The 26,216-nt window shown below is 58.4% G+C and carries 21 protein-coding genes and 1 pseudogene; 13 read left to right on the plus strand and 9 right to left on the minus strand.

Annotation, left to right across the window (positions count from 1 at the left end; translation table 11 throughout):
- Positions 1–25: 25 nt before the first annotated feature.
- On the minus strand, positions 26–1,117 hold the full coding sequence (gene hppD, locus PSPTO_RS18370) for a 4-hydroxyphenylpyruvate dioxygenase (RefSeq protein WP_005765135.1): 1,092 nt from the start codon (positions 1,115–1,117) through the stop codon (positions 26–28).
- A gap of 142 nt (positions 1,118–1,259) precedes the next feature.
- Complete coding sequence (gene maiA, locus PSPTO_RS18375) at positions 1,260–1,895, minus strand: maleylacetoacetate isomerase (RefSeq protein WP_005765137.1); 636 nt, start codon at positions 1,893–1,895, stop codon at positions 1,260–1,262.
- A 161-nt stretch (positions 1,896–2,056) separates the two neighbouring features.
- On the opposite strand from maiA, the gene glcD reads away from it, so the two are divergent.
- The 5 genes and pseudogenes from glcD to PSPTO_RS18400 all read left to right on the plus strand — a co-directional run bounded on the left by glcD (position 2,057) and on the right by PSPTO_RS18400 (position 8,536).
- Positions 2,057–3,556: a glycolate oxidase subunit GlcD gene (gene glcD, locus PSPTO_RS18380; protein WP_005765139.1), complete on the plus strand. Its 1,500-nt coding sequence runs from the start codon at positions 2,057–2,059 to the stop codon at positions 3,554–3,556.
- Positions 3,556–4,614, plus strand: coding sequence for a glycolate oxidase subunit GlcE (gene glcE / locus PSPTO_RS18385; RefSeq protein WP_011104608.1), 1,059 nt, complete (start codon positions 3,556–3,558; stop codon positions 4,612–4,614). Before glcD ends, glcE begins: the two co-directional genes overlap by 1 nt.
- A gap of 3 nt (positions 4,615–4,617) precedes the next feature.
- Positions 4,618–5,851: pseudogene (glcF, locus tag PSPTO_RS18390) on the plus strand (glycolate oxidase subunit GlcF).
- A 35-nt stretch (positions 5,852–5,886) separates the two neighbouring features.
- Positions 5,887–6,294, plus strand: a complete 408-nt coding sequence (locus PSPTO_RS18395; RefSeq protein ID WP_005765145.1) for a heme-binding protein — start codon at positions 5,887–5,889, stop codon at positions 6,292–6,294.
- 64 nt (positions 6,295–6,358) lie between these two features.
- Positions 6,359–8,536: a malate synthase G gene (locus PSPTO_RS18400; protein ID WP_005765147.1), complete on the plus strand. Its 2,178-nt coding sequence runs from the start codon at positions 6,359–6,361 to the stop codon at positions 8,534–8,536.
- Between the two features lie 140 nt (positions 8,537–8,676).
- Here the strand turns inward: PSPTO_RS18400 and PSPTO_RS18405 are convergent, their stop codons facing one another.
- The 3 genes from PSPTO_RS18405 to PSPTO_RS18415 all read right to left on the minus strand — a co-directional run bounded on the left by PSPTO_RS18405 (position 8,677) and on the right by PSPTO_RS18415 (position 12,361).
- Positions 8,677–9,885, minus strand: coding sequence for a hypothetical protein (locus PSPTO_RS18405; RefSeq protein ID WP_011104609.1), 1,209 nt, complete (start codon positions 9,883–9,885; stop codon positions 8,677–8,679).
- Positions 9,886–10,042: 157 nt separating this feature from the next.
- On the minus strand, positions 10,043–10,972 hold the full coding sequence (locus tag PSPTO_RS18410; RefSeq protein ID WP_005765153.1) for a PD40 domain-containing protein: 930 nt from the start codon (positions 10,970–10,972) through the stop codon (positions 10,043–10,045).
- A gap of 372 nt (positions 10,973–11,344) precedes the next feature.
- Positions 11,345–12,361: a LacI family DNA-binding transcriptional regulator gene (locus PSPTO_RS18415; protein WP_005765154.1), complete on the minus strand. Its 1,017-nt coding sequence runs from the start codon at positions 12,359–12,361 to the stop codon at positions 11,345–11,347.
- Positions 12,362–12,644: 283 nt separating this feature from the next.
- On the opposite strand from PSPTO_RS18415, the gene PSPTO_RS18420 reads away from it, so the two are divergent.
- From PSPTO_RS18420 to csrA, 3 genes are all read left to right on the plus strand, one after another.
- Positions 12,645–13,133: a gluconokinase gene (locus tag PSPTO_RS18420; protein ID WP_007245315.1), complete on the plus strand. Its 489-nt coding sequence runs from the start codon at positions 12,645–12,647 to the stop codon at positions 13,131–13,133.
- 97 nt (positions 13,134–13,230) lie between these two features.
- The gene (locus PSPTO_RS18425; RefSeq protein ID WP_005765159.1) at positions 13,231–14,583 is read left to right on the plus strand and encodes a GntP family permease; all 1,353 of its coding nucleotides are present in this window, start codon (positions 13,231–13,233) and stop codon (positions 14,581–14,583) included.
- Positions 14,584–15,139: 556 nt separating this feature from the next.
- On the plus strand, positions 15,140–15,328 hold the full coding sequence (csrA, locus tag PSPTO_RS18430; RefSeq protein WP_002554157.1) for a carbon storage regulator CsrA: 189 nt from the start codon (positions 15,140–15,142) through the stop codon (positions 15,326–15,328).
- Positions 15,329–15,445: 117 nt separating this feature from the next.
- Here the strand turns inward: csrA and PSPTO_RS18435 are convergent, their stop codons facing one another.
- The 3 genes from PSPTO_RS18435 to PSPTO_RS18445 form a co-directional block, all read right to left on the minus strand.
- Complete coding sequence (locus PSPTO_RS18435; RefSeq protein WP_011104612.1) at positions 15,446–16,846, minus strand: hypothetical protein; 1,401 nt, start codon at positions 16,844–16,846, stop codon at positions 15,446–15,448.
- A gap of 762 nt (positions 16,847–17,608) precedes the next feature.
- On the minus strand, positions 17,609–17,869 hold the full coding sequence (locus tag PSPTO_RS18440; RefSeq protein ID WP_005765163.1) for a DUF1652 domain-containing protein: 261 nt from the start codon (positions 17,867–17,869) through the stop codon (positions 17,609–17,611).
- A gap of 406 nt (positions 17,870–18,275) precedes the next feature.
- Positions 18,276–18,758, minus strand: coding sequence for a GNAT family N-acetyltransferase (locus tag PSPTO_RS18445; RefSeq protein ID WP_005765165.1), 483 nt, complete (start codon positions 18,756–18,758; stop codon positions 18,276–18,278).
- Positions 18,759–19,126: 368 nt separating this feature from the next.
- On the opposite strand from PSPTO_RS18445, the gene PSPTO_RS18450 reads away from it, so the two are divergent.
- The 3 genes from PSPTO_RS18450 (at position 19,127) to PSPTO_RS18460 (ending at position 22,830) form a co-directional block, all read left to right on the plus strand.
- Positions 19,127–20,071 (plus strand): alpha/beta hydrolase, encoded by a 945-nt coding sequence (locus PSPTO_RS18450; protein ID WP_005765167.1) that lies wholly within the window; start codon positions 19,127–19,129, stop codon positions 20,069–20,071.
- A 54-nt stretch (positions 20,072–20,125) separates the two neighbouring features.
- Positions 20,126–20,590 (plus strand): GNAT family acetyltransferase, encoded by a 465-nt coding sequence (locus PSPTO_RS18455; RefSeq protein WP_005765169.1) that lies wholly within the window; start codon positions 20,126–20,128, stop codon positions 20,588–20,590.
- Between the two features lie 119 nt (positions 20,591–20,709).
- A complete protein-coding gene (locus PSPTO_RS18460; protein WP_005765172.1) occupies positions 20,710–22,830 on the plus strand; it encodes a TonB-dependent siderophore receptor in 2,121 nt (706 codons plus the stop codon).
- A gap of 95 nt (positions 22,831–22,925) precedes the next feature.
- Here the strand turns inward: PSPTO_RS18460 and PSPTO_RS18465 are convergent, their stop codons facing one another.
- The gene (locus PSPTO_RS18465) at positions 22,926–23,447 is read right to left on the minus strand and encodes a DUF3237 domain-containing protein (protein ID WP_005765174.1); all 522 of its coding nucleotides are present in this window, start codon (positions 23,445–23,447) and stop codon (positions 22,926–22,928) included.
- 228 nt (positions 23,448–23,675) lie between these two features.
- Between PSPTO_RS18465 and tvrR the strand changes: the two genes are divergently transcribed.
- Positions 23,676–24,299: a TetR/AcrR family transcriptional regulator TvrR gene (tvrR, locus tag PSPTO_RS18470; protein WP_005765176.1), complete on the plus strand. Its 624-nt coding sequence runs from the start codon at positions 23,676–23,678 to the stop codon at positions 24,297–24,299.
- Positions 24,300–24,479: 180 nt separating this feature from the next.
- The gene (locus PSPTO_RS18475; protein WP_011104615.1) at positions 24,480–26,108 is read left to right on the plus strand and encodes a methyl-accepting chemotaxis protein; all 1,629 of its coding nucleotides are present in this window, start codon (positions 24,480–24,482) and stop codon (positions 26,106–26,108) included.
- The last annotated feature ends 108 nt before the right edge of the window (positions 26,109–26,216 follow it).

Raw genomic sequence — 26,216 nt, forward strand, 5'->3', positions numbered from 1 at the left:
GGACTCATCGGCGCAAGTAAGCCAGTCAATCCGGCGTCAGCACCCCGCGCTGGATCTGGTCGCGCTCGATGGATTCGAACAGCGCCTTGAAGTTGCCTTCGCCAAAGCCATCGTCGCCTTTGCGCTGGATGAACTCGAAAAACACTGGCCCCATCAGGGTGGCGGAGAATATCTGCAGCAGCAACCGACGCTCGCCGCCTTCGGATGAGCCGTCCAGCAGAATGCCGCGCGACTTGAGTTCGGCTTCCGGCTCGCCGTGATCAGGCAACCGGCCCTGAAGCATTTCGTAGTAGGTGTCCGGCGGTGCGGTCATGAAGCGCATGCCGGTGGCTTTCAGCGCATCCCAGGTCTTGATCAGGTCATCGGTGAAGAACGCCACGTGCTGGATGCCTTCACCGTTGAACTGCATGAGGAACTCTTCGATCTGCCCTGCGCCCTTGGACGACTCCTCGTTCAGCGGGATGCGGATCATGCCGTCCGGCGCGCTCATGGCCTTGGACGTCAGGCCGGTGTATTCGCCCTTGATGTCGAAGTAGCGCAGTTCGCGGAAGTTGAACAGCTTTTCATAGAAATTCGCCCAGTAAGCCATGCGCCCGCGATATACGTTATGGGTCAGATGATCGATGAATTTCAGGCCCGCGCCGACCGGATGACGGTCAACGCCTTCGATAAAGTTGAAATCGATGTCGTAGATCGACGTGCCTTCGCCAAACCGGTCGATGAGGTACAACGGCGCACCGCCGATACCCTTGATGGCAGGCAAGCGCAATTCCATAGGGCCAGTGGCGATCTCCAGCGGCTGCGCGCCCAGTTCCAGTGCCCGGTTATAGGCGTGCTGTGCGTCCTTGACGCGGAACGCCATGCCACATACCGAAGGCCCGTGTTCGGCCGCAAAGTAGGACGCCAGGCTATGCGGTTCGTTATTGAGGATCAGGTTGATCGCCCCCTGGCGATACAGGGTCACGTCCTTGGAGCGGTGGGTCGCGACCTTGGTGAAGCCCATCATCTGGAACACGGGCTCAAGGCTGTTGGGGGTCGGCGAGGCGAATTCGATGAATTCAAAGCCCATCAGGCCCATCGGATTTTCATACTTGTCAGCTTCGTAGAGATCAGCCATGACTGGCTCCTTGCAGGAAAGTGAGAGTGAGCAATCGACGCAATCACTGTCCTGCGGGCGGCGCACACGGGATCCCGCGCACGCTGCGCGCGAGGAAGTCACCAAAGATGAGTTGCAGACCAAAATGCTTCATGAGGGCAGCCTACTCCGGCTTGTCCGGTTGTGCATCAGGATGTGCCCGTTGAAAGGCCGGATGTTGCAGGGCCAGGCGTTCGACTCGCTGAATACGCGGGTACGCACTCAGTTCAATGTTATAGCGATGGGCTGCATGCAGCTGGGGTAACAGGTAAATATCTGCCAGGCCAGGGCTGGCGCCAAAGCAGAAGCAGTCCTCCTCGATCAACTGCTCGACGGCTTGCAGGCCTTCGCCGATCCAGTGACAGGTCCAGGCGAGAATAGCCGGCTCATCATGGCCCAGACCGCGCAACCGATTGAGCACCGAAACGTTGTGCAACGGATGGATGTCACAGCCGATCAACGCCGCCACTGCCCGCTGGCGAGCGCGCTGCACAAAATCCTGTGCCAACAGTGCGGGCTGTGGATAGCGCTCTTCCAGGTATTCAATGATCGCCAGTGACTGCGTGATGACCTCGCCATCGTCGAGCCTCAACGCAGGCACCCTGCCCTGCGGGTTGACGGCCTTGTAGCCGGGTGTGCGCTGCTCACCCCCATCGAGCAACAGGTTGACCGGGATCGCGGTGTAATCCAGCCCTTTGAGGGCCAGCGCGATGCGCACGCGGTAACTGGATGTCGAACGGTAATAGGTGAATAGATCCACGGAAGTCGCCTGCTCAACGCACGGAACGTTGCTTGTTGTTATTTTTGTAACCACATTACGCAATGCGTAAATTGCGCGATCCGCCCTCACCTGTCAACTCAAGCCTCGCACCGAATGAGCTACGATGCGTTAACCCGATAAAAACAATGCTGGGTGGCCTGATGAATATTCTCTACAACGAACGCATTGACGGCGTGCTGCCCGCTGTCGACAAGCAGCAATTGCTCGATGAGCTGCGACGCCAATTGCCCGACCTGGACGTATTGCACCGCACCGAAGAGCTGCGGCCTTACGAGTGCGACGGGTTGTCGGCTTACCGCACCACGCCGATGCTGGTGGTGTTGCCGCGCCACCTTGAAGAGGTGCAGACGCTGCTGCGGCTGTGCCACGCGCATCGCGTGCCAGTGGTTGCACGCGGTGCGGGCACCGGCTTGTCGGGTGGCGCGCTGCCGCTGGAAAAAGGCGTTCTGCTGGTGATGGCGCGCTTCAACCAGATCCTCGCTATTGATCCAGCCGCACGCGTGGCACGGGTCCAGCCCGGCGTGCGCAACCTGGCCATTTCCCAGGCAGCTGCGCCTCACGGGCTTTATTATGCCCCCGACCCGTCCTCGCAAATTGCCTGCTCTATCGGTGGCAACGTGGCGGAAAACGCGGGCGGCGTGCACTGCCTCAAATACGGCCTGACCGTGCACAACCTGCTCAAAGTCGAGATCCTCACCGTCGAAGGCGAGGCCATGACGCTGGGCAGCGATACGCTGGATTCACCGGGCTTCGACCTGCTGGCCTTGTTCACCGGCTCCGAAGGCATGCTCGGGATCATCACCGAAGTCACGGTCAAGCTGCTGCCCCGACCGCAGGTGGCCAAAGTGCTGCTCGCCGCCTTTGATTCGGTGGAAAAAGCCGGGCGAGCGGTGGCCGATATCATCGCGGCGGGCATTATTCCCGGCGGGCTGGAAATGATGGACAACCTGGCGATTCGCGCCGCCGAAGACTTCATCCACGCGGGCTACCCGGTCGATGCCGAAGCGATCCTGCTGTGCGAGCTTGACGGCGTCGAAGCCGATGTCCATGCCGATTGCGAGCGGGTTCGCGAGGTGCTCACACAGGCGGGCGCGACCGAAGTACGCCAGGCGATAGACGAGGCCGAACGGGTGCGTTTCTGGGCCGGGCGCAAGAACGCTTTCCCCGCCGTTGGCCGCCTGTCGCCGGATTACTACTGCATGGACGGGACCATTCCGCGCCGTGCATTGCCGGGGGTGCTGCGCGGCATCAGCGAACTCTCCGGGCAATACGGCCTGCGAGTCGCCAATGTGTTTCATGCCGGCGATGGCAACATGCACCCGTTGATCCTGTTCGACGCCAATCAACCCGGAGAACTGCAGCGCGCCGAGGCGCTGGGCGGCAAGATTCTGGAACTGTGTGTCGAAGTGGGCGGCAGCATCACCGGCGAACACGGCGTTGGCCGCGAGAAAATCAATCAGATGTGCGCGCAATTCAACAGCGACGAACTGACCTTTTTTCATGCCATCAAGGCGGCATTCGACGCCAGCGGCATGCTCAACCCCGGCAAGAACATCCCGACCCTGCAGCGCTGCGCGGAGTTCGGCGCGATGCACATCCACGCAGGCCAGTTGCCCTTCCCTGAACTGGAGCGCTTTTGATGAACACAACGGACAGGGACGCCAGCCATACGCTGCTTGAACAGGTCAATCAGGCGTTGCAGGACAATACGCCGCTGCGCATCCGGGGCGGCAACAGCAAGGCATTTCTCGGTCGTGAGGTAACAGGCGAACCGCTCGACACCCGCGCGCATCGCGGCATTGTCAGCTATGACCCGACAGAACTGGTGATCACTGCCCGCGCCGGTACACCGCTGAGCGAGGTGTTGCAGGCGCTGGACGCCGCAGGGCAGATGCTGCCGTGCGAGCCGCCCGACATTGGCGCGGCGACACTCGGCGGCGTGGTCGCTGCCGGCCTGTCGGGGCCGCGCCGCCCGTGGAGCGGATCGGTGCGTGATTTTGTGCTCGGCACACGACTGATCACAGGCCTCGGCAAGCACCTGCGTTTCGGCGGCGAAGTCATGAAAAACGTTGCCGGCTATGACGTCTCGCGTCTGCTGACCGGCAGTTTCGGCTGCCTTGGCGTGTTGACCGAGGTGTCACTCAAAGTGCTGCCCAAACCGCGTCTGTGCAGCAGCATCGCGCTGGAAATGGACAGCGCCCGCGCGCTGGCCTGCCTTGCCGAATGGGGTCAGCAACCGATGCCGATCAGCGCGGCCAGCCATGACGGTCGCGTGCTGCGGCTACGTCTTGAAGGCGGCGAAGGCTCGGTGGCAGCCGCGCACGAGCGACTCGGCGGCGAACTGATCGACGCGACGTACTGGCAGCAGTTGAACGAACAGCGTCTGCCGTTCTTTTTCGACCCTGGCCCGCTGTGGCGGGTTTGTGTGCCTGCCGACACGGGCGTGCTCGACCTGCCGGGCGAACAACTGATCGACTGGGCCGGCGCACAGCGCTGGCTGAAATCCGATGCCAGCGGCGACGCCATCCGGGCCATGACAGCCTCGGTCGGCGGGCATGCAACCTGTTACAGCCAGGGCCGCGACGATAGCCCTTTTCACCCCTTGACCACGCCGCTGCTGCGCTATCACCAGGCCCTCAAGACCCGGCTCGACCCGCAGGGCATTTTCAACCCCGGCCGACTGTACAGGGAGCTTTGAAGCATGCAGACCACCTTGAGCGAACACGCCCGAACGCAGCCCCGCGCCGAAGAAGCCGAACGCATCCTGCGCAGTTGCGTGCACTGCGGTTTTTGCAACGCCACCTGCCCCACCTATCAACTGCTCGGCGATGAGCTGGACGGGCCGCGTGGGCGGATCTACCTGATCAAGCAAGTACTGGAAGGCCAGCAAGTCACGGAAAAAACCCAGTTGCACCTGGACCGCTGCCTGAGCTGTCGCAATTGTGAGACCACCTGCCCGTCGGGCGTCGATTATCACAACCTGCTGGACATCGGGCGTGCCGCAGTCGATGCCGTTGTGCAACGGCCACTCGGCCAGCGCTTGCTGCGCGAAGGCTTGCGGCTGGTCGTGCCCAACGCCGGACTGTTCAAACGCCTGACCGGGCTGGGCACGACCTTCAAGGCCGCTGTTGCCCGGGGCACTGAAAAGCAAACTGCCGGCGACCACCCCGTTTGCCGGGCTGCGTCCGGCACCCCGCCATGCCCGAAGCGTGCTGCTGCTGGAAGGCTGCGTACAGCCCGGCCTGTCGCCCAATACCAACGCGGCGACTGCAAGGGTGCTGGATCGCCTCGGCATCAGCGTCACCCCGGTCAGCAAGGCCGGATGCTGCGGCGCGGTGGATTACCACTTGAATGCACAGGCGGCGGGGCTGGATCGGGCGCGGCGTAATATCGATGCCTGGTGGCCGGCCATCCAGAGCGGTGCTGAAAGCATTGTTCATACTGCCAGCGGCTGCGGCGCCTTCGTCAAGGATTATGGCCACCTGTTGCGTGACGACCCGGCCTATGCAGACAAGGCCGCACGCATCAGCGCCCGAGCCAAGGACCTGGTCGAAGTCCTGCGCGACGAACCGCTGGACAGCCTTGGCATCAAGGCCGACACACGACTGGCGTTTCACTGCCCCTGTACCTTGCAGCACGCACAGAAACTCGGAGGCGAGGTCGAACGTATCCTGGCGCGGCTGGGCTTCAACCTGACAAGCGTGCCGGATGGCCACTTGTGCTGCGGCTCGGCGGGCACTTACTCAATCACTCAACCGGTGCTGGCTGGCCAGCTACGCGACAACCGCATGAACGCGCTGGAAAGCGGCAAGCCTGCGGTGATCGTCACCGCCAACATCGGCTGCCAGACCCATCTGGCAAGCGCCAACCGGACACCGGTCCGGCACTGGATCGAACTGATTGACGAAGCCCTTGGCACTCTTCAATCGCGCTGAACTCATAGTCAATAACCCTTGCTCTGGAGAACCCCATGAAAATCAAAGCCGTCCTTACCCAGACCGAAGTCAGCCTGATGCTCGGTGCCGCGCGCGACGAGGCTCAGGCCAACGGCTGGGCAGTGGCCATCGCTGTCGTGGATGACGGCGGCCACCTGCTGGCATTCGAGCGCCTGGACGACGCCTCGCCGATCAGCAGTTACATCTCGATTGAAAAGGCCCGCACCTCGGCACTCGGCAAACGCGAGTCCAAGGGCTATGAAGAGATGGTCAACGGCGGGCGCACGGCATTTCTCAGCGCCCCGTTGCTGACCTCGCTGGAGGGCGGCGTGCCGGTCATCGTCGACGGTCAGGTGATCGGCGCAGTCGGCGTTTCCGGCGTTAAGGCCGATCAGGACGCGCAAGTGGCCAAGGCTGGCGTCGCTGCACTGAATGCGGACTGAGTTTGCTGATTCAGAACTGCCTGCCAGACGCCCCATAGCACGCCCTCTACATGGAGCCCACTCGATGACCGATTTCGTCAAATGCCAACGCCTCAAGGTAGCCGTCAAGCTGCAACGTTTTGTCGATGAAGAAGTGCTGCCCGGCACCGGGCTGGAGCCAGAGGCATTCTGGAAAGGCTTCGATGCGCTGGTTCATGACCTTGCGCCAGTCAATCGCGAACTGCTCGCCGAACGTGAGCGTTTGCAGGGCCAACTGGACAAATGGCACAAGGCGCATCCCGGACCAATCACCGACATGCCCGCCTACCGTGCGTTTCTGCACTCGATTGGCTACCTGCAGCCCGTGCCGGAACACGTTGCAGCCACTACCGCCAATGTCGATCTGGAAATCAGCGAGCAGGCTGGCCCGCAACTGGTGGTGCCCGCCAGCAACGCACGCTATGCGCTGAATGCTGCCAATGCGCGCTGGGGCTCGCTGTACGACGCGCTGTATGGCACCGACGTGATCTCGACCAGCAACGGCGCTGAAATCCGCGCCGGGTACAATCCGCTGCGCGGCGCCAAGGTCATCGCGTTTGCCCGCGAGCTGCTCGACACCAGTGCGCCCCTTGCTAACGGCAGCCATAGCGACGCAAACCGCTATCGCATTGAAGATGGCGAGCTGCGCATCACCCTGGCGGATGGCAGTCAGACGCTTCTGCAACACCCGGAAAAATACGTCGGTTTCACAGGTGAGCCTGACCAGCCACAGGCGATTCTGCTCAAGAATCATGGTCTGCACATCGAAATCCAATTCGATCCGCAGCATCCGGTCGGCAAGACCGATGCCGCCGGCATCAAGGACCTGCTGCTGGAATCGGCTCTGTCGACCATCGTCGACTGCGAAGACTCGGTCGCCGCCGTTGACGCTGACGACAAGGTGCTGGTCTACCGCAACTGGCTGGGCCTGATGAAAGGCGACCTGACCGAAACCCTCGACAAGGGCGGCAAAGCCATCACCCGCAGCCTCAACCCCGACCGCGTTTACCACGCCGCAGCCGGTGGTGAACTGACGCTGCGCGGTCGCTCGCTGCTGTTGATTCGCAACGTCGGCCACCTGATGAGCAACCCGGCGATTGTCGACCAGGACGACAAGGAGATTCCCGAGGGCATTCTCGACGGCGTGATCACCAGCCTGATCGGCCTGCACGACCTGACCCGGCATGGCAACTCGCGCGCCGGGAGCATTTACATCGTCAAACCGAAAATGCACGGCGCGGCCGAAGTGGCGTTTGCCGACCAGTTGTTCAGCCGCATCGAGGACGTGCTGCACCTGCCACGCAACACCTTGAAGATGGGCATCATGGACGAAGAGCGACGCACCAGCGTCAACCTCAAGGCCTGTATCAATGCGGCGTCTGCTCGGGTCGCGTTCATCAACACCGGTTTTCTCGACCGTACCGGCGATGAAATTCACAGCGCCATGCAGGCAGGCCCTGTGCTGCGCAAGGGCGAGATGAAAAACACGCCGTGGATCAAGGCCTACGAGCGCAACAATGTGCAGGTCGGCCTGGCCTGCGGCTTGCGCGGCAGGGCGCAGATAGGCAAGGGCATGTGGGCGATGCCCGATCGCATGGCCGACATGCTGGAGCAGAAAATCGCTCATCCGAAATCAGGCGCGACCACCGCTTGGGTGCCTTCGCCGACTGCCGCCACACTGCATGCGTGGCATTACCATCATGTCGATGTGCGTCAGGTTCAGGAGCAACTCGAGCAACAGTCACTGGTCGATGTCAGCGATCAGTGGCTCGACGACCTGCTGACCATTCCCGTGGTGGGCAAACCCGAGTGGACACGCGAACAGATTCTCGAAGAACTGGAAAATAACACCCAGGGCCTGCTGGGCTATGTTGTACGCTGGGTGGAGCAAGGTATCGGCTGCTCCAAGGTGCCGGATATCCATAACGTCGGGCTGATGGAAGACCGGGCGACCCTGCGCATCTCCAGCCAGCACATGGCCAACTGGTTGCTGCACGACATCGCAGGCAAGGAAGACATACAAAATGTGCTGGAGCGCATGGCCAAAGTGGTGGACAAGCAGAATGCCGGGGATTCGCACTACCGGCCGATGACCAGGGACTTCAAGAACTCCGCCGCCTTCAAGGCCGCCTGCGCGCTGGTATTCAAAGGCACGGAGCAGCCTTCGGGCTACACCGAGCCCCTGCTGCATGAGTCCCGGCTTGCGTTCAAGGATGCCCACTGATCGATTGCGAAGATAATTGAAACCCGACTGGCGTTAACGGCAGGCTGCAAAAGCAGCCTGCCGTTGAGTCAAGCACTTCGTAGAGGTCAGCACTGCTTCTGCGTTATCCGCTAACTGTCGCTGCGCCATTCGATGGCGTTTCATGGGGCTTGCTTACCCAGCAATAAAAACCCATCAGTCCAGCGAATGTCCATGTTCTCAACCTTCTTCAAAGCGGTGAGTCGTCCATCCCCCAACTGCAAATAATCATAAAGAAGATCATAGACAAATACGCCATTTGCACATTTATTCTCAGGCTGATATTTGTCTTTCGAGTCATCCTGCCTGAGACGCTCTTCAATATCCGCGTAACGCTGACACGACTGTTCAAGGGCAGACTTAAGCGTTCCCCGTTCAGGCAAATCGTTATTGAAAAAATTGAGCGTATAGTAAAGCGAACTCAACCCAACGAAATCAGTTTGAGTGTAATTACTTGATGCGACAATAGCGTCCAGCTTTTTGATTTCAGACTGATAGTTTGCGGCAATGGCCTCATCATAGACAAGGTCGCACGCTGTGAAATCAAACGCACCCGTCGTGGGCACTTTCATTATAAGCGCGCCCTGCGGGTAGCAACGCTGGTCCTGCGGTCTTACTTTATTCATGGCCGTCCTGGCAGCATCGGCACCCAGGCCGAGCAGGCTCTCGCTGATGACCGAGTAGGTTTTTCCATCCCACATTACTGTACGAGCATTTTGACTGACGTCTGCTTTATCCATCGGTGGAGACCTGAGCGCGAAAGTGATTTGACTTGAGGCACCGCCCATTTCGATTATGCCTAAGGTGTTGTCAGACGTTGCCAGCCCTTTTAAAAAGTTGAGGTGCACCCAGGCAAATATCCCCTCATCCCTGCCGTCTATCGTGCCCACCTGCCCCAACGCCCAGCCCTTGGCCAGAATCGACTTCTTCACAGCTTCATAAATAACCCCTTGCTGACCCGCAGACAACTCGCGCATGCCAGCGGTGCCCAGAACATTCACAAGAACAGTCTTCTTTTCCAGTGCGTATTTCTGGTCATTGGCAAGCCTCTCCAGCGTGTCCAGCAAGGGCGCTATTAACAGGTTGCCTGATTCGTCGGGCACACCCGCATAACGGGCCAGTGGCAGTTTGGAGTTGTATTCCACAACCGGCGTCACTGCATCGGCAGATAACCGATAAAGAATACCGCGCGTTTTGCTGCTGCCGGCATCGACAACCACCTGCCATGTCTCCGGCCGAACATCTGCCCTGACCGTTGCAAGCGACACGCTCAAAAACAATAACGCAACACCGACAGCTCTGAAATACCTGAAACCCGATAACAACAACATGAAAACCACTCCTTGTGAATGTTTAAATACAGGACGTCAAGACAAAAAACTCAAGCACCCGACAACGACTGCCCCTTTCCAGAAAACATCAAAACGTGTTCAACCTGCCGACAATTCCTTTCAACAGCTTCTCGCCCGGTAGCCATCAAAGAACGGCTTACAGCCGGTAAATGGAAATCCAGCTCATGTCCGGATGCGTGGAGTAGATGTAGGTCGCGGTCTTGTTGAGCACGGCGCCCCCCACGGAAGGGAAGTACGCGATGCAGGTCGCAATGCCCTTCACGGTGTCGATCCGGTAGACGTCGTAATTGCAGGTATAGATCGCGTAGACATAGCGATCATCCGGCGTGACACCGATGACTTTTACCGGGTACCCCTGAGTGCCCAGCTTTTCCCGATAAAACGTTTTGTGAGTGGCCGCATTGACGATATAGACCTCGTCGATTCCACCCACATACAGCCACGCGCCGTCGGAACTGAACGCCATTGAGCGCGGATCGGAAAACCCCGGGATGTCATGTTGCAGGTAATCGATCCGGTTGATCGCCATGACATCGGTAGGTGCGGTGCGGTCTACCAGCATGGTGGCGTAGAACCTGTCGTTCAACGGGCTGATCCCGAGGGCCAGCGACGCGTTGGTCAACGCGCCGAGATCGAACTCATTCTCGACCGTGTAGTTTTCGGTTTCGATCAGGCGGATCAGCCCGCCGCGCGCGTTCTGAAACGACAGACAGATGAAACGGCCATCCGGGCTGCACAGGATCCTGTTGACGTTGGCCGCCGGCAATATCCTGATGACCTCACGCAAGCGTGTATCGACCACGTAGCAACGTTTCTGGCCGATGGTGTAAAGCCGTTTGCCATCGGGGCTCAGGGTGATAGCACCCGCCCCGGCTCTCTTGATGCTGCCCACCACGCTCATGGTGGCGATGTCGACCACGCTGACCTCGCGACCACTCTCGTGGGCCACGTATAGCGTCGTTTCATCGGGACTGATTGCGATCTCTGCGGGCACAAAACCCAGAGGGATGATGCCGGTCAGCCAAGCGATGTCCAGAGGCGCTCCGGGGCTGACCGGTTCTGTCATGTGAGTCAACGCGCTTGTGTTCCGAGATGCTTTTTTTTGCATGTCTCTCACCAGTCAATAAGTCTTGCAAGACCGCCAGAACGGGGAATAGATAAGAAGATATATCCCCGTCGCCCAACGATGCGGCCAAGACTCCTATGCCGCTTCGATCCAAAAGCATGCAGTCATTGAATACTCAACACGAGGGGATGGGTACTGTCAGAAATAACAGTCCAGAGGCTTCAAAAACGCTCTCACGAGGGGATCGAAAACGCCTCGCAGACAGCGCCGTCGGGCAATGCAGCCAAGCCGTCGCAAGCCTCTTGAGTACGGCTACCATTGGTCAGAGAGCACATCGGGATACGGTTGCAAAGCCAGGCCCTGGGGAAACGTTCAGGAGCTTTCCCGCACTACCAGCTCGAAGCCCAGGTCTACTTGCGGATGCTGGGTGATCCCGTCGAGCAGCCCCAGCAACAGCTGCGCAGCGCGCTGGCCGACTTCCTGGCGAGGTGTGCGAATCGAGGTCAGGCGCGGAACCATGTGCGCCGAGCCAGGCAAATCGTTGAAGCCCACCAGCGACACCCGCTCGGGGATCGCCACACCCAGGCGCAAAGCTTCCAGCGCTGCACCCTGAGCCAGGTCGTCGTTGCAGAAGAAAACTCCGTCCACGTCCGGGTGCTCGTCGAGCAGGCGGGCGAACAACTCACCGCCCAGGCCAATCGAGGATGACTGACGGGTCGAGACTTGCAGCGCGGGATCGAACACTCCGGCCTCTTCCAGCACCTGACGAAACCCCGCCCCGCGCTGCAATACGCGAGGGTCGAGCTGCGCCGCCATATAGGCCAGGCGCTTTCGCCCACGGCCCAGCAAATGGCGGGCGGCTTCGGCCCCGGCCTGTTGCTGGGAGAAACCGACACAGTAAGCACCGAGACGGGTATCGAGTTCCATCATGTGCACGCACGGCACGCCGCTGGTCTCGAGCATCTGGCGCGATGCAGCGGTGTGGTCAAAGCCGGTCAGCAGAACGCCGCGCGGACGATTGACCAGATGGTTGCGCAGCAGCTTCTCTTCTTCTTCCGGCGAGTAGTGATAGTTGCCGATCACCACATCCAGCCCCCGCAGGCGCAGAACGTCCTGAATGGCTTCAAGGGTTTCGATGAACAACTGGTTGGACAGCGATGGCACCAGCACGACCACTGTCTGGCTGCAGGAAGAGGCCAACGCTCTGGCCGCCGGGTTGGCGACATAGCCCAGGCTTTGCGCAGCGGCACGGACTTTCTCGACCAGCTCCGGGGCAACAGTGGCAACACCGCGCAATGCACGGGAAGCGGTAATCGGCGAAACGGCCGCCAGCCGCGCCACCTCGTTCAAGGTGGGCCGACCTGTAGAGCGGGAACCAATGCGTGTCATGCGTTGCCAACTAACATAGGGGTTGCCAAATATGTCGAATGCCCCATAAGGTAGCGCTGTCTCATGGAACGTGACAATGCTTTATCGCTGGTTTCACATGCGGGCGCCCTGCCAGGCTGCCCCCGGAGAACAGCCTCCGATGGTTGACGATGAACCCAAAACAACGACAAGAACTGGAACGGCTGCAGCTGAACCCGATGTCCACCGGACAAAGACAGCGCTGTCTCCAGACGAGGTGCCTACTGTGACAACTGCGAATACCGCTATTTCCGCCCTTGTAGTCATGGGGGTTTCGAGCTGCGGCAAAAGTGCCGTCGGTGCAGAAATCGCCCGTAACAGCGGCGGTCGCCTGATCGAAGGCGATGCGTTCCATCCCCAGGCCAACATCGACAAGATGAGCGCCGGCACCCCCCTCACCGACGAAGACCGTGCCGGCTGGCTGACCCGTCTGGGTGAAGAACTGGCCGCAGCCCTTGCCAAGGGCGAACATCCGGTGCTGACCTGTTCGGCACTCAAGCTCATTTATCGTGAACGCCTGCGTGCGGCGGTGCCGGGCCTGGGTTTTGTCTTTCTCGAACTGAGCAAAGAGCTGGCCACCGAGCGTTGCGCCAACCGGACCGGGCATTTCATGCCTGCGAGTCTGGTCGATAGCCAGTTCGCGACCCTGGAACCACCGATCGGCGAGCCACTGACCCTGGTGGTCGATGCCAGCAAGCCTATCGATGTAATTGGTGAACAAGCCGCGGCATGGTGGAAAGGCTCTCACGCCTGATAAAGGCGTGAGTGCAAAAGACAGCGCTGTCTTGCGCACACACGACACACGCCGGCGCTGTTAGCAGCTCCTTAAAATAATAACCGGAGAAACACCCATGTTCGGTATGACCCATGAGACGTTCCTGCTCGTCGATGCGTTGGTGACCATCGTCGGCCTTGTGCTACTGATCACCACCTTCAAGGTTCACCCTTTCGTCGCGCTGACACTGGCGGCAGGCTTTCTTGGCCTGACGTCGGGAATGCCAGTAGAAAAAGTCATGAAGTCCTTCCAGGAGGGCTTCGGCGGCGTGCTGGGTTTCGTCGGTATCATCCTTGGCCTGGGCACCATGCTCGGCAAGCTGATGGCCGATTCGGGGGGTGCGGACCAGATTGCGCAGACCCTGATCCGCACCTTTGGTAAACAGAAAGTGCATTGGGCAATGATGTTCTCCGCGTTTCTGGTGGGCATCCCGCTGTTCTTCGAGATCGGTTTTGTGCTGCTGATCCCGCTGGTGTTCATCGTCGCCCGTCGTACCGGCGTGTCCATCGTCAAGATCGGCATCCCGTTGCTGGCTGGCCTGTCGGCCGTACACGGCCTGGTTCCACCGCACCCGGGCCCGCTGCTGGCCATCGGCATTTTTGGTGCTGATATCGGCAAGACCATTTTTTATGGCCTGATCGTCGCGCTGCCAACCGCCATCATCGCGGGTCCCATCTACGGCAACTGGATCTCCAAGCGCATCCCCGGTACGCCGTCGCAGGAGTTGATGGACCAGATCGCCAAGGAGTCGAGCACTGAAAACCTGCCGGGCTTTGGCATCACGCTGATCACCATCCTGCTGCCTGTGTTCCTGATGCTGCTCAAGACCTTTGCTGACGTGGTGTTGCCGGAAAACAACATGTTCCGCATCTGGATGGACCTGATCGGTCACCCGATCACTGCCCTGCTGGCAGCGCTGTTGCTGGCGTTCTACACCTTTGGTGCGGCACGCGGCTTTGACCGCACCAAAATCATGAAACTGCTGGACCAGAGCCTTGCACCGGTTGCAGCCATCGTCCTGATCGTCGGCGCAGGTGGCGGCTTCAAGCAGATGCTGGTGGCCAGCGGTGTGGGTGATGTCATCGGGCACATGGCCGTACAGGCACAGATCAACCCGATCATGCTGGCTTGGCTGGTGGCGGCGGTGATTCGCATTGCGACTGGTTCGGCTACCGTGGCGACCATTACCGGTGCAGGGATTGTGGCGCCAGTGGTTGGCCTGATTCCAGGCGTCAATCGCGAGCTGCTGGTGCTGGCCACGGGTGCCGGCTCGTTGATCCTGTCGCACGTCAACGATGCCGGTTTCTGGCTGGTTAAACAGTATTTCAACATGACCGTTGCCGAAACGTTCAAGACCTGGACAGTGATGGAAACCATCCTGTCGGTGGTCGGCCTGATCTTCATCATGCTGTTGTCGATGGCACTTTAACCCCAGCGTTACACACGGTCTTTGCGGGTGATAGAACCCGCAAAGGCCTGTGCCAGAACAGACTTCCTCCCCCCCTGTCGGTGCGTCACCTCACACAAAATCGACCTGTTACCAGGCTCGAACACACCCCGCACGACTAAACCCGCCTTCCGCAAACCGCCCTTTCCTACAACCTCGCACCGCACTTTCATTTGAATTTTCAGAAAGCTCGGGCAATCTTTGCAAGTCATGCCTACGCTTACACTCACGTGGAGATTGGCTCGCCGAGCCCCCCGAACGAGGCACGGATGACCTCGAAGCGTGCAGCTGTTCCCTTTACTTTTCATGTTACGCCAGTAAATACGGGCATTTTCACGTCGAAACGGGCAGAATTGGCGCACTCGTCGTATCGGGGATGCAAATCTCGATGACAAGAAAATGAACCGAGGGAATTAAATTCACCAGTGTGACGTCATAAGACGGATGCATTTGGATGCACTCGGCAACAATCACCACGCAAAGGCAAACGCCAGCCTCTTGAGAGAGGCGTTTTCAAGAGGCCATCAAGGAAAAGATTATGTTGATACTCACTCGCAAAGTAGGCGAAAGCATAAACATCGGTGACGAGATCACCGTCACGATTCTTGGCGTTCAAGGGCTTCAGGTCCGCCTGGGCATCAATGCACCCAAAAATGTTTCAGTGCATCGTGAAGAAATCTACAAACGTATCCAGGCGGAACTGGCTCCAAACCAGGACCCACAATAATTCCTGCAACCCCCCTTATTCAATGCTGAACTGCCCGGCATGGGCAGAGCGGCCATACGGCGTCCCTGGGACGCCGTTTTTTATGGCCCATCGTTTTTCTTCCCCGCAACACACCGTCTAGCCGGCCTGCAAACGAAGCGCCTGCGGAGCGAATACATCCGCACACAATGCTTCGGTGACTGAGGCCTTGTGCGCGAGCCTGTTGATGACCGCCTCAAGCACCGCTCGGCTGGCATCATGATGAAATTGCCAGACACCGTAGATTCGCCCATCGAAGGCCGGCTCACTCCCCAACTGTGGGTCAACGCCAAGCCCGGCCCCCAGACCAAAGAGATACAGCCCGTTCAGCCTGCGCCCATGCTGGTCCAGCGGGCAGCCAGATGCGTCGGAATCCAGCCCCCCCTTGCTTTCACGCAGACTGACCAGACTGCCATCGGCATCGCGCAGCGTCGGCAACACCGCCTGATAGCCAGAGCACTGTACGACCACGCCCGAGTCGGCCAGCGCGAGCCTGGCTTGCTCGTGATCACCGATGGGCCCATTCAGCGTCTGAAACATTTTTACCCGCACGCCGGTCTTGCCAACCCGGCCAGTGAGCGCCGCCTCGCGCCCGATGTCCAGCGCCCGGTAACGCAAGCCGCCAGAACGATTGACCCGCCCGGATATCGGACACACGTCCTGCAGCGAGTCGACCTGATAACCGGCTGCGTGCGCCTGTTGGACGTTTTCATAAAACAGCCTGATGCGGCTGCGATGGACCAGTGTCAGCTCCTGCAAACCGGCGAACTCGAGGGCATCCGCCAGGTTTTCCAGCATCGAAAAAGCACTGTGCGAGCCGCCCACCAACGTGATGCGTCTGTTGCTGGCAAGTACAGAGTCAAACACTTCGCGCAATTGCACCGCATTCATGCGCAGCAGCCTGTCGGCGCTTTGAATAGTCGTCGTACCGGATAGCATCAGGTCCTGCCGGGCAAGGCTGGTGATCAGTTGCTGTGGGTCCTGACGTCCACCCAGATTGAGTACCAGCGCCTTGCAGCGGACACGTCTGGTCCCGTCCGGGCTTTCAATCTGCAAGCGAAAGCTGTCGTCTTCAATGACGACTTCGGTAATGGTTGTACCTGCCCAGACCGTAACGCCGTAAAGACGCACGATGTGGCTCAGCACCAGCCTTGAGGCCTCGGCCATTAGCAGCCCCACATCGGACAGCTGCGGCGCACTTTGCGCTTGCGCCTTGATACGCCAGTAAGCTGCCGAAGATTCCAGCGGCCGAAACACATCACGCAGTGCCGGGTCGCGCAGGCAGTCGATAAAGACGTCACCTACCGAGTTAGCGGTGATCCGGTAATGCCCCAGCATGCCCGTGCCCGGTTGATCACTCGCATCAATGACAATCAGCCCTTTTTCAGCAAGGTCGGCCAACGCACCGCTTTTCAGGGCATTGAACAGAAAGCCCATACCGGCAAGCCCGGCGCCCCCTACGATGCACCCGCAGGTCGTTTCCATACGTGTTTCAAACATGATGGTGCTCCATCGTCATTTAACGTTGGTGCATTCCAGAAGTTCTGGATGATCGAATACCTGGCGAGTAAGGCGAACCAGCGTCCATGCACGATTCAGAGTGAAGTGATTCAGAGTGAAGTGATTCAGGGTGAGAAAAGGCAGGGTGAACACGATGAGTGGTCAGCCACCGAAGTGATGAGATGTCACATAACAACGACGTATTGTCACAAGTAGTTACAGTAACCCCGGCAGCAACTGCAAACAGGGAACTGCACTTATGGACCGCAGCAAAAATAAACAACCCATGCTACCGCCCTTTTTTTGCAGAACGTTGGTCGACCTGAAAAATAATCAACCGTGAAAGAGTGACAATGCGTTACGAGGCACGGCACTCGAGTTGAATATTTGCAAACAAACCCCGCAGTGTCAAACCGGCTGCGATGCGTAAAGACCGTTCAGTTTCCAACGACAACCCGATGATTTGAATGGTGTTGTGTTTTTCACACCCTGATTTTGCTCAGGTCCGGCGACGTTAAAAAGCGTTATGCGTTCTAACTATTTTTCAATCACCCGACGAATAACTCACTGTTTTCCAGCGCCGTGAAGTTGGCGAGCAGCGAAATAGCCTTGCCGGGGTAATTCTGGAGGATCTGGATCAGGGATGAGGCAGAATCAGATGGCAAGCCTGACAAAAGCGGATCTGCAAAAATGACAAAGCCCCGATCAGCGATGACCGAGGCCTACAGACCGATGCCAAGGGCATCAGCGGGTGCAACAGCGTCAGGCAGCGTTGTAATGCGCGTGAGACACTTTGGCAGTGGACAACCCGTGACGCAGCCTGGCTACCAGATCGGATATGTCACGGCTGGTATTGATCCGGCGTAACGAGATACCCGTTTCGTGAAGAATGCGCCCAGACGTCAGGTCGTTTATCTGCACGGTCATCTCTTGGTTGGCAATCGTGCAGGTACAACGCGACGGCAGGAACGCACGCTCGACAATACTTCTGAGTTCTAACTCAGACAATCCACTCGCGATCATCTCTTTATCTCCTTATGGGTGTAAGCATGTCCCGACAGTGACAGAGTTCCGATAATTTTTATTGTTGATCAACGTTTAAAAACGGCCCGCGCCGGCCCGCCAATTATCTGTCGCCACTCACTTGATGCTTAACGCAGTTATACACCCTTGAGCACATCGCCAGCAACTTTCATAACTGAATATGCACAGAACGTTTAAACCGTCCTGCTATTAAAAAACACACAGCAAAAACGATTCACCCTACTGTTTTCCAATAAATGGGCACAGGAGGCGAATCAGCACTTCAAGGAATGGATGGCCTGCGCCGTATATAAACTGACGAACGGTCAGGGGTTACGCGGGTAGTTCGGAGAAGAGGGACGCACGGCCGATACAGGCAACGGCCGTACGCCCTTTATGAAAAGCCTCAGGCTTGCTCGCCAGACAGACGCAAATGAATCAATGCAACCCGAGCGCCCTGCTTGTCGCGCTTTTCTTCGATCGAGTAAGGGCGAAAGCCCATGCGCGGGTAAAACAGCAGCCCCGGCACGTTGTGGTTGTAACAGGAAGCGATGAGCTCGGTGGCTTCGTGCTTGTCGAAGGCGATCTCCATCATGCGGGTGATCATGTAACGGCCTACCCCTTTGGAGCGGGCCTTGGGCGCGATAATGACGTTGCCCAGCGAGCAGCGGCCGCGAAAGTGGCATTGCGAGAAGTTGGCGAAGCCAACGACCTCACCGTCCATCTCGATGACCGTCGAGTCCTGACGGGTCTCCAGCGCGTCCGCGAGCTGCGGGGGTGTCAGCGGCCAGTTTGCTCTGGGGAACATGTAAAACAGTTCGTCGGCATTCTGCGGCAGTTCGCAGATGACAGGGACATCTTTTTCTTCCAGGGGACGGTGGTGGAACATTGGCGGTAACCTCTTGAAGAAATTGAACAAAGCGCGATCGATTCGGTAAGCAGAGTGTCGATTCAGGCGGCGGCAGGTGACAAAAACACAGCGCCCGCGCAGACACAGCATAATCCGCAGCTATGGGCCAGGGCTACCTCAATAACCAATCGTGCTAACCAGTGACGTTTGTTGACGCTGCCTTCGTGGGCTGTGGCGCAAGGTATTGAAGCATAGGGGTTTGCGTCAGCACCGCGCTCTGACCCAAGCTGTCGCCGTCTTCATTGCCCAAGCAAGCAATATCCTGTAACCGATGTTTGGCGTCTCGTCTTGCAAGACTGGTGCAAAACCTGCATTTATTTCACTTTGTTGACTGAGACCCGCACCTCATGGCGATTTCACTGCTGGCCCGCTTCAAGGCACGCCCGATTAGATGGGTGTTGATGGCAGCCATTATCCTCGGCCTGCCGGTGGGCTGCGCCGTTCTCGAACACAAGGAACGCGAGCTGGTGTTTCGCATCGAGCCTGGCACAGCAAGCTGGTACCGCGGGCTGCCCGCCGATGTTCAGGAAATAGAGCTGCGTACGCCCGCCTTTGGTACTTCCCAGAATATTCATGCGTGGTGGTGGGCTGCACCCGACAAGAATGCTCCGGCCATCCTGTACCTGCACGGTTCAAGATGGAACCTGACCGGCCAGTTGTTTCGTATCCAGCAACTCAAGGCGCAGGGCTACTCGATACTGGCCATCGATTACCGCGGCTTCGGGCAGAGCATGGGCCAGTTGCCGTCGGAGAAATCCGTGTATGAAGACGCACGCATCGCCTGGCAACGCTTGAAACAATTGCAACCTGACCCGCAACGCAGGCTGATCTACGGGCACTCGCTGGGCGGCGCGGTCGCCGTGGACCTGGCCGCAGAACTGGGCCATGACGCCGAAAAGGACAATGCCCCGGTGCAAGCGCGCGGGCTGATCATAGAGTCCACCTTCACCAATCTGGCCGACGTCGCCACCGCCCTCGCCAACACGTCGCTGCCGGTGCGCTGGCTGCTGTCACAGAAGTTCGACTCGCTGGACAAGATCGCCGACATTCACATGCCCGTGCTGATCGTCCACGGCACCGAAGACCGTTATGTGCCCGCCCGCTTCAGCGAGCAACTGTTTGCCGCCGCGAAAGAGCCAAAGAAACTGATACTGGTGCCCGGCGGCACGCACAACAACAGCATGCAGATCGGCCAGCCCACCTACAGCCGGGCGATCCGCTCACTGCTCGATACGCCCGCAACGCCCTCTCAGGCCAACAGGCAGAACAAGGGGCAAAAAGACGCCGGTTAGACAGCGCCAGACACCAGACAGTAATCTCGCTGTACCTCACTCAAGGACAGCGCAATGAATGCCATTGTCGAGTACTCGGACTCTCATCACCGCCTCGCGGTCATCCAGCTCTGGAAGACCGTCTTCAATGACACCACACCGCATAACCGCCCGGACCTGTCGATCGACAAGAAACTGGCTGTCGAGGACCGGTTGTTTTTCGTCGCCACTGCCACTGACGACGACCGTGCCGACCGTATAGTCGGAACCATTCTTGCCGGTTATGACGGGCACCGCGGCTGGCTGTATTCGGTTGCGGTCGATCCGCAACAGCGCGGCAAGGGCCTGGGCAGCGCGCTGGTGAAACACGCCGAACAGGCACTTGCTCATCTGGGCTGCGTAAAGATCAATCTGCAGATCCATACCTTCAATGAAAGCGTGCAAGCCTTTTATCAAACACTTGGGTATACGTCGGAGCCTGTCATCAGCATGGGCAAGCGGATCGACGCCAACTTAACGCTCCCTTGTGACCTGGCCTGATACTGCAAAGAGCACTGTTTCAAGACTGATACAAACGCGCATCAGTCATTCACTCATTTACATGAGAATCACTATCAAATTAAAATTATTGCTATTAACGTCATGACAGAGCATCTCCCTTGAGCATCTCCTCCCAACGCCCTCGCCGTCCCGGCCCTTTTCTGTTGTCTGCGCTGTCTCTGGCAATGTTCTCCAGCGGTCCAGTGCATGCAGCAGAAACCGCCACGCTGCCTGCCACGCAGGTTTCCGCCGCGGCCTCCGAAGCCTCGGAAGGCTACAACGCCAAAAGCACCAGCACCGCGAGCAAGAGCGATGTGCCTATCAAGGAAGAGGCACAATCGGTCAACGTCGTCACGCCACAGACGATCGCCGATTACAACGTGCGCTCGCTGGACGACGCCATGAAATTTGTCAGCGGCGTCAGTCAGGGTAATACCTTGGGCAACACCAAGGACTCGGTGATCAAGCGCGGTTTCGGCACCAACGATGACGGCTCGATCCTGCGCGATGGCGTACGTTCGGTGGTGTCGAAGAATTTCGGCGCGACCACCGAGCGTGTCGAGGTGCTCAAAGGCCCTGCATCGCTGCTGTACGGGGCGATGGAACCGGGCGGCGTGATCAACGTGATCAGCAAACAGCCACAGTACGTGCAAAGCACCACTCTGAGCGGTTCTGCGTACAGTGAAGGTGGCGGCAGCTTCAGCGTCGACACCACCGGCCCGCTGGGCGATTCCGGGCTGGCCTACCGGCTGGTGGCTGAACGTCAGAGCGAGGACTACTGGCGTAACTACGGCGTTGACCAGCACACGCTGATCGCGCCATCGCTGTCCTGGACCGGTGAGCGCGCCAGCCTGACCCTGGCCTACGAATACAACGATTACATCAGCCCGTTCGACCGCGGCACTGTTTTCACCGGCGGCCACCCGGCAGACATCAGCTATGACAAGCGTCTCGACGAGAAGTGGTCAAACACGGTCGGCATCAGCGAAACCGCAACCGCACGTTTCGAGTATCAGCTCAGCGACGACTGGAAAACCCGCCTGACCTATGGCTGGAACAATGACCGCTACAGCCTCTCGATAGCCCAGCCCAGCACTCTGTCGAGCAGCGGCGTGTTGCGTCGTCAGGCCAACGGCGGCCACTACGATTACGAAACCCGTTACGCCAGCTGGGACTTCATCGGCAAGCAGGACATTCTCGGCCAGCAGCACGATCTGCTGATCGGCGCCGAGCAGGAAGACTCCGACAAGTATCGCGGCAAGACTTACCGCAACACGGCTCAAAACGGCTTCAATATCTTCTCGCCGGCTTATGGCAGCCTGGCCGAGCCCAGTGTCGTCAGCGCGGCGAACAGCAACCTGAGCAATCAGCTGACTTCGTCTTCGCTGTACCTCAAGGACAACTGGCACCTTAACGATCGCTGGATTCTGGTGCTTGGCGGCCGTTATCAGCACTATGACCAGTACATCAAACAAGGCCTTGGTGCCAGCCGCGTCACTAACCTGGACAAAAACGACGATGTGTTCCTGCCGATGGCCGGCCTGGTGTTCAAGGTCAATGAAGACCTGTCGCTGTACGGCAACTACAGCCGTTCGTTCGTACCCAATGATGACGTGAACGACGATGGCACGACCTTCGACCCGGAAGAAGGTCGCAGCTATGAAGTTGGCGCCAAATACGCACTTGCGCCGGAACTCAACTTCAACCTTGCAGTGTTCGATATCGAGAAGAAAAACGTCGTTACCCCGACCGGCGTTACCGGCGTCAGCGAAGCGGCGGGCAAGGTGGGCTCGCAAGGCGTAGAGCTGGACGTGACCGGGCGCATCGCCGAGCGTTGGGATATGATCGGCACTTACGCCTACACCCACACCGAAGTGCTCGATGACCCAAGCAACAAGGGCAATCGTTTGAGTCAGGCGCCGAAACATACCGCCAGCCTGTACCTCACCCACCACCTGCAGATTCCTTCGGACCTGGGCGAATGGCATGCCGGTGGTGGCGCGCGTTACGTTGGCGAGCGCGCTGGCGACGATGCCAACACCTTCTATATGAGCAGCTACACCGTAGCCGATGCGTTTTTGCGCTGGGACGTGCCGATGGCCGGGTATAAAACCCGCCTGCAATTGAACGTGGACAACCTGTTTGACAAGCAGTACTACCCGTCAAGCACCGGTAGCCAGTTGCAGGTCAACGTGGGCGAGCCGCGCACCGCACGCTTGAGCGCCAGCGTCACGTTTTAAGTCGCCACGTTCTGAACCGCAAGGCTCTTGATCGTAGCAATGGAGCAAGCCCCACGGCTTGCTCCGCTTGAACCGTGAACACTCAACCCATTGAATCAGAGCTTCATCCGGTAAAAACTGATCAACGTTTCGTTGCGCTGAATGTAGTCGATCTTGCCAATGAAGGCGCTTTTCTCCAGCCAGTCGTTAGGGCCAAGCGAAACCTGGAAACGTGGCGTGCACGTACACTGGTAGTGGCCTTCGCTGATGGGCCACACGCCGCTCTGCAGTTCCTGCTGACCCTCTTCATCCATGAGCAGAACGCCTTTACATTCGACGTTGATCAGTTCACCCAGTTGAGTGATCAGGGTGAAGCGGGTTTCCAGAAAGGCAAGCTCTGACGACAACTCGACAAGCACATTGCCACCACCGGAAAGCACCGAACCGCTGAAATACTCCGCCTGGAATTCACCGCCCAGAATAGCGCTGTTACTGCGCAGCCCGTCGCTGCATATGCCCATGAGGACAGGCACATCGGTTTTCAGAATGACGGTCAGCACTTTCTCGAGCGGAGGTGCCGGTGCCGTATTTCCGCGAAAAGAGCGTTTGACGGGCTTATTGAAATCAATGATGTTCATAGACCTGTTCACTCCATCGTCGGATACATTTTAGGCAATGGATGCCGGGAGGCAGCTCATCGATTTTGCAGAGTTGAACACAGCATCCATTCGTCGGCATTTATCTGGAACTGCTTTTCAAGTAAGCTCCACGAAGCCGGCTGAAATCGTACCGAACGGTTCAGTTCCAGTCTAGAGATTTTTTGCTCATACTGCACTACCCGGTTCACTAAGGGATTGAGGATATAAATGAAGGTCCGTACTGAAGCTCGTCGCGAAGCCATCATTGATGCGGCAGCGAGCGTTTTCCTCGAAATGGGCTACGAACGCGCGTCCATGAACGAAGTCACCAAACGGATGGGTGGCTCCAAGGCAACGATCTACAGCTATTTCCCCTCCAAGGAAGAGCTGTTCATCGCCGTGGTCAACAGGCTCGCAACGGCCCATCTGGCCGACGCGGTTTCGGAGCTGACGACCTACAACGGCGCGGATACAAACGCAGAGTTGAGAACGCTGTTCACTCGTTTCGGCGAGCGAATGCTGATGGTGCTCATCAATGATGACAATGCGCTGGCCGTCTACCGCATGGTGGTCGCTGAATCCGGGCACTCCGCCATCGGCATGATGTTCTATGATTCCGGCCCTCGGGAATGCCTGCAGACGGTGACCGCATTGATGACGGCAGCCATGCAGCGCGGCCAGTTGCGCGAGACCGACCCACATATAGCCGCGCTGCAACTTACCTCGTTGCTGACTGCAGAAACCGACATTCGTCTTTACCAGCAGACACCCGCACGACTGAGTGTCGAGCAGATCAGCGCCATGGTCGAAAGAGCCGTCGATACGTTCATGCTGGGGATGGAAAAACGCTGATCCGACGCGCCGCGAGCAATCAACAGCGTCTCACGTTGACAGTCTCAAAGCTTACCGTTGCCAGCATCCAGTTACGTTTACTTACAACTTGTGTGTAAAGCCTGATTTTTTCAGTCAGGCAGCTTGTCAAGAAAGTCCGGGGGAAGGCGATAGCTTCTTGCATCCATCGGAGAAATTACAATGATTTTAAGAAAACTCAACCTCGCCCCGCGTTCGGCTTTATGTTTCGGTATTTTCTGTCTGATGATCGTTGCATTGGGTGTATTGGCTCTGCGTCAGGCAGCACTTCTCAACACCGCAGAAAAATTCATTGAAGAAAACGTTCTGCCCAGCGTGAAGCTGCTGGGTTCTCTGGACCGGGAATTTGTCGGCATCAGGGGCAACAACGCCCGCTTGCGCAACCCGCTTGAGCCGCAGGATCGCAAGACCAAAGCACTCAGCGACATTCAGCAGTCTCGCGCGCTGATTGCAGGCTTTTCGGATGCACTCGGCAAGTTGATCGTGACCCCTCAAGGGCGTCAGGCATTCGACGAGCTCAACAAAGCCATCAGCGATTATCAGACTGCCCAGAATCATTACTTGGCTTCCGTTGCCGCAGGAAATTTCGAGGAGGCAGTCACCATCTCCAATGGCGAGATGAAAAACGCGGCGGACCAGGTTGAAAACACGCTCAAGAAACTCATCGGCATCAATGATGGCAAAGCAGAAAGAGCGGGAAATCAGGCCGACGACGCCTACCAGCAAACCCTGTGGATGGTGGGTATTTTTATCGCTGTCGGCGTAATCGCTACGTTGTTGCTCGCCTGGCTGTATACCCGCAGCCTGACCGGCCCGATCAATGAGTCGCTGAACATCGCGCAACGCATCGCCGCCAATGATCTGAGCAAAGACATTCCACACAGCGGCAGCGATGAAGCGGCCAGGCTGATTGCCGCCCTCGCCGCCATGCAAACCAATCTGCGTGGCGCGCTGACGCTGATTGGTGATTCCTCCACTCAACTGGCCGCAACGTCGGAAGAAATGCATGCGGTGACTGAAGATGCTTCGCGGACCATTCAGCGCCAGAGCAACGAAATCGAGATGGCCGCTACCGCTGTCAATCAGATGAGCGCTGCGGTCGAGGAAGTGGCCAGCAACGCCGCATCGGCCTCCGAAGTGACATCGCAATCGAGCACAGCGGCCATGGCCGGGCGCGCACAGGTCGATGAAACGGTCACGGCCATCAACCTGATGGTGTCCAAAGTGCAGCTCACGTCCACCGAGGTACAAGGTCTGGCGGTCATGGCAACGGACATCAGCAAGGTACTGGATGTGATCCGCGCCATCGCCGAGCAAACCAACCTGCTGGCACTCAACGCCGCCATTGAAGCAGCCCGCGCTGGCGAAGCCGGACGCGGTTTTGCGGTGGTCGCCGACGAAGTTCGTGCACTGGCGCACCGTACGCAGCAATCGACCCGTGAAATCGAACAGATGGTCGGTTCGATTCAGACCGGCACCGGCAACGCTGTCACCGCGATGGAGCAGACCAGCGTGCAGGCGTACAAGACGCTGGAAATGGCCAACGGCGCAGGCAAGGCACTGCTCGAAATCACTGAATCCATCAGTCAGATCAACGAGCGCAACCTGATGATCGCCACCGCCGCTGAAGAACAGGCTCAGGTGGCGCGTGAGGTGGACAGAAGCCTGGTCAGCATCCGTGACCTGTCCAGTCAGACGTCCGAGGGTTCGAACCAGACCGCCATCGCCACCGCCGAGTTGTCGACGCTGGCCGCTGGCCTGAACCGCCTCACCAAGCAGTTCCGCGTTTAAGCGTTTATTGCCGGGAAGCGCGCTTCCCGGCATATCCCCCTTGTCGAATGCCCCAGCCTGATCTAAGTTGTACGACGACAGATGAATTATTCAGCTGTACAGGTTCCG

The sequence above is a fragment of the Pseudomonas syringae pv. tomato str. DC3000 genome, assembly GCF_000007805.1.
Classification (GTDB): domain Bacteria; phylum Pseudomonadota; class Gammaproteobacteria; order Pseudomonadales; family Pseudomonadaceae; genus Aquipseudomonas; species Aquipseudomonas avellanae.

Bases quoted from the DNA above. Each gene is read 5' to 3' on its own strand.
- PSPTO_RS18425 (WP_005765159.1), top strand. From the start codon at position 13,231: ATGTTCGGTATGACCCATGAGACGTTCCTGCTCGTCGATGCGTTGGTG.
- PSPTO_RS18455 (WP_005765169.1), top strand. From the start codon at position 20,126: ATGAATGCCATTGTCGAGTACTCGGACTCTCATCACCGCCTCGCGGTC.
- PSPTO_RS18465 (WP_005765174.1), bottom strand. From the start codon at position 23,447: ATGAACATCATTGATTTCAATAAGCCCGTCAAACGCTCTTTTCGCGGA.
- PSPTO_RS18450 (WP_005765167.1), top strand. From the start codon at position 19,127: ATGGCGATTTCACTGCTGGCCCGCTTCAAGGCACGCCCGATTAGATGG.
- PSPTO_RS18420 (WP_007245315.1), top strand. From the start codon at position 12,645: ATGGGGGTTTCGAGCTGCGGCAAAAGTGCCGTCGGTGCAGAAATCGCC.
- PSPTO_RS18435 (WP_011104612.1), bottom strand. From the start codon at position 16,846: ATGTTTGAAACACGTATGGAAACGACCTGCGGGTGCATCGTAGGGGGC.
- PSPTO_RS18415 (WP_005765154.1), bottom strand. From the start codon at position 12,361: ATGACACGCATTGGTTCCCGCTCTACAGGTCGGCCCACCTTGAACGAG.
- PSPTO_RS18410 (WP_005765153.1), bottom strand. From the start codon at position 10,972: ATGACAGAACCGGTCAGCCCCGGAGCGCCTCTGGACATCGCTTGGCTG.
- glcD (WP_005765139.1), top strand. From the start codon at position 2,057: ATGAATATTCTCTACAACGAACGCATTGACGGCGTGCTGCCCGCTGTC.
- csrA (WP_002554157.1), top strand. From the start codon at position 15,140: ATGTTGATACTCACTCGCAAAGTAGGCGAAAGCATAAACATCGGTGAC.
- PSPTO_RS18395 (WP_005765145.1), top strand. From the start codon at position 5,887: ATGAAAATCAAAGCCGTCCTTACCCAGACCGAAGTCAGCCTGATGCTC.
- PSPTO_RS18400 (WP_005765147.1), top strand. From the start codon at position 6,359: ATGACCGATTTCGTCAAATGCCAACGCCTCAAGGTAGCCGTCAAGCTG.
- PSPTO_RS18440 (WP_005765163.1), bottom strand. From the start codon at position 17,869: ATGATCGCGAGTGGATTGTCTGAGTTAGAACTCAGAAGTATTGTCGAG.
- PSPTO_RS18475 (WP_011104615.1), top strand. From the start codon at position 24,480: ATGATTTTAAGAAAACTCAACCTCGCCCCGCGTTCGGCTTTATGTTTC.
- PSPTO_RS18445 (WP_005765165.1), bottom strand. From the start codon at position 18,758: ATGTTCCACCACCGTCCCCTGGAAGAAAAAGATGTCCCTGTCATCTGC.
- hppD (WP_005765135.1), bottom strand. From the start codon at position 1,117: ATGGCTGATCTCTACGAAGCTGACAAGTATGAAAATCCGATGGGCCTG.
- glcE (WP_011104608.1), top strand. From the start codon at position 3,556: ATGAACACAACGGACAGGGACGCCAGCCATACGCTGCTTGAACAGGTC.
- PSPTO_RS18405 (WP_011104609.1), bottom strand. From the start codon at position 9,885: ATGTTGTTGTTATCGGGTTTCAGGTATTTCAGAGCTGTCGGTGTTGCG.
- tvrR (WP_005765176.1), top strand. From the start codon at position 23,676: ATGAAGGTCCGTACTGAAGCTCGTCGCGAAGCCATCATTGATGCGGCA.